This window comes from Candidatus Limnocylindria bacterium (genome assembly GCA_036523395.1).
Taxonomy (GTDB): domain Bacteria; phylum Chloroflexota; class Limnocylindria; order P2-11E; family P2-11E; genus CF-39.
Window position 1 is genome coordinate 1 of the sequence record DATDEH010000011.1, and the last position, 2,097, is coordinate 2,097.

General features: G+C 70.9%; 3 protein-coding genes. All 3 read left to right on the top strand.

Translation table 11 applies throughout. The features are described 5' to 3' along the window. A partial coding sequence (locus VI056_01585; GenBank protein ID HEY6201711.1) for a Gfo/Idh/MocA family oxidoreductase occupies positions 1–374 on the top strand: 374 nt, incomplete at its 5' end. Further along, positions 371–1,312, top strand: coding sequence for a PfkB family carbohydrate kinase (locus VI056_01590; protein ID HEY6201712.1), 942 nt, complete (start codon positions 371–373; stop codon positions 1,310–1,312). The genes VI056_01585 and VI056_01590, both read left to right, overlap by 4 nt. After that, positions 1,309–2,097: hypothetical protein (locus VI056_01595; protein ID HEY6201713.1), on the top strand; the 789-nt coding region annotated here is incomplete at its 3' end. The genes VI056_01590 and VI056_01595, both read left to right, overlap by 4 nt.

Below are 2,097 nucleotides of genomic sequence, written 5' to 3' on the forward strand. Positions count from 1 at the left end.
CGCCTTGCGCTGACCTCACGCTCGCCGAGCTCCACTTCGCCGGGGGCGCCGCCGCGACGATCGAGACCTACCGCGGGGCGCACTATGCCTACGACATCCGCGCCGAGATCGTCTGCAGCGAGGGCACGGTCTGTGTCGGGGGCTTCGCGCAGCGCTCGGTGGAGGTACTCCTTCCCGACGGTGATCGTCGGGATCTCTTCCCGGGATTCCTCGAGCGCTTCGCCGACGCGTATTTCTTCGAGCTGCGCGACTTTCTCGTCGGCGTCCGCTCTCGCACCCCGCCGCGGGTGAGCGGCCAAGATGGCCGCCGGGCCCTCGCGATCGCGCTCGCGTGCGACCGCGCGTGCGACGACGCTCGCGAGATATCACCATGACCGTCGACGCGTACGTCCTCGGCCGAGTCGGCGCGGATCTCTATCCGCTGCAGCTGAATACGCCGCTCGAAGAGGTGCGCACATTCGAACGTTTCGTCGGTGGATTCGCGGGGAACGTGTCGACCGGTCTCGCGCGGCTCGGCGTTCGAACGGGCATCGTGTCAGCCGTCGGAGACGACGGCCACGGCCGGTTCATCCGCCGCTTCCTCGAGGCGGAAGGCATCGAGTGCGCCTCGCTCCACGTGCACCCGACCCTGCGCACGGCACTCGCGTTCTGCGAGGCGTGGCCACCGGACGACTTCCCGATCACCTTCTATCGCACGCCGACATGCCCAGACTGGGAGCTGCGCGCCACGCAGCTTCCGGAAGATCTCGCGCGGGCGCGCCTGCTCTACGCGTCCGGGACCGGACTGGCGCGAGAGCCAAGCCGCGCGACGACGCTCGCGGCGCTCGAGCGCTGCCGCCAGCGCGCGATCTTCGATCTCGACTGGCGCGAAGTCCTCTGGGACGACGTGCGTGACTACCCGGAGCTCGCCTGGCGAGCCGCGGAGTTCGCATCGGTCGTGGTCGGAGGTGCGAGCGAGTTCGTCGCCGCCGCGCTGGATCCGCGCGATCTATTGAAGCGCGGTCCCACGTTCGTCGTCGTGAAGCGCGGCGCCGCCGGGGCGACGATCGTCGATGCGCGCGGCTCGCGCGATATCCCGGGCGTCGCCGTGCCGGTCGTGAACGGACTCGGCGCCGGCGATGCGTTCGGGGCTGCGCTCGGCGCGGCGCTGATCGCCGGCCGAGGTGCGGACGAGGCGGTGCGTCGTGCGAACGCGGCCGGTGCGATCGTGGCCTCGCGCCTCTCGTGCAGCACCGCGATGCCTCGGGCGTCGGAGATCGACGCGCTGCTGGGAGGCGCCACCGTGGTCGACGGTGCGGTCGTGGCCGGGTGATCGACCGCATCGCCTCACGGCGGGGGGTGGTGTGCGGCCTCGCGCTCGATCACCGCGACAGCCTTCGCGTCGCCGCACGCAGGCACGGCTTCCCCGATGACTCCACGTCGCTTCGCGCCCTCAAGGTCGAGCTCGTGCGGGGGCTCGCGCGGCTCGCCACTGTCGTTCTCCTCGACGTCGAGCTTGGCCTCGACGCCTTCACCGAGCTCGACGGCGTTCCGCTCGTAGTTCCGCTCGAGGCGCAGGGCTACGAGTCGCTCGGCGAGGGCCGCATCACGACCCTGCTTGGCGATGTCGATCCCGGCCGCGCTGCCGCGCTCGGCGCGGTCGGATGCAAGCTGCTGCTTCCGTACCGCCCGGACCTCACGGACGTCGCGGCGATCCAGGACGAGATGGTCGCGCGCGTCGTCGCCGAGTGCCGTGCGGCTGGCGTGCTCTCGATCGTCGAGCCGATCGTCTACGGCGAGGTCCCGGATCTCGGCCCCGCCGTCGCCGAGACCGCCCGCCGCCTGTCGCGGCTCGGTCCCGACGTGTTGAAGCTCCAGTACCCAGGAAGCCTTCGACTGTGCGAGGTGCTCACACGTGCGTGCGGCGCGGTGCCGTGGGTCCTGCTCGGAGGAGGAACGGATGAAGACACGTTCCTCAGCCAGCTGCGTGACGCGATGCATGGCGGCGCGCGAGGTTACATCGTCGGGCGGACCGCATGGGACGCGGCGCTGGTGGAGGATGAGGGCGAGCAAAGACGAGCGGTCGCTCAGCGAGCGGCCTTCCTGGCGCGGGCAGTG

Bases quoted from the DNA above. Each gene is read 5' to 3' on its own strand.
- VI056_01590 (HEY6201712.1), top strand. From the start codon at position 371: ATGACCGTCGACGCGTACGTCCTCGGCCGAGTCGGCGCGGATCTCTAT.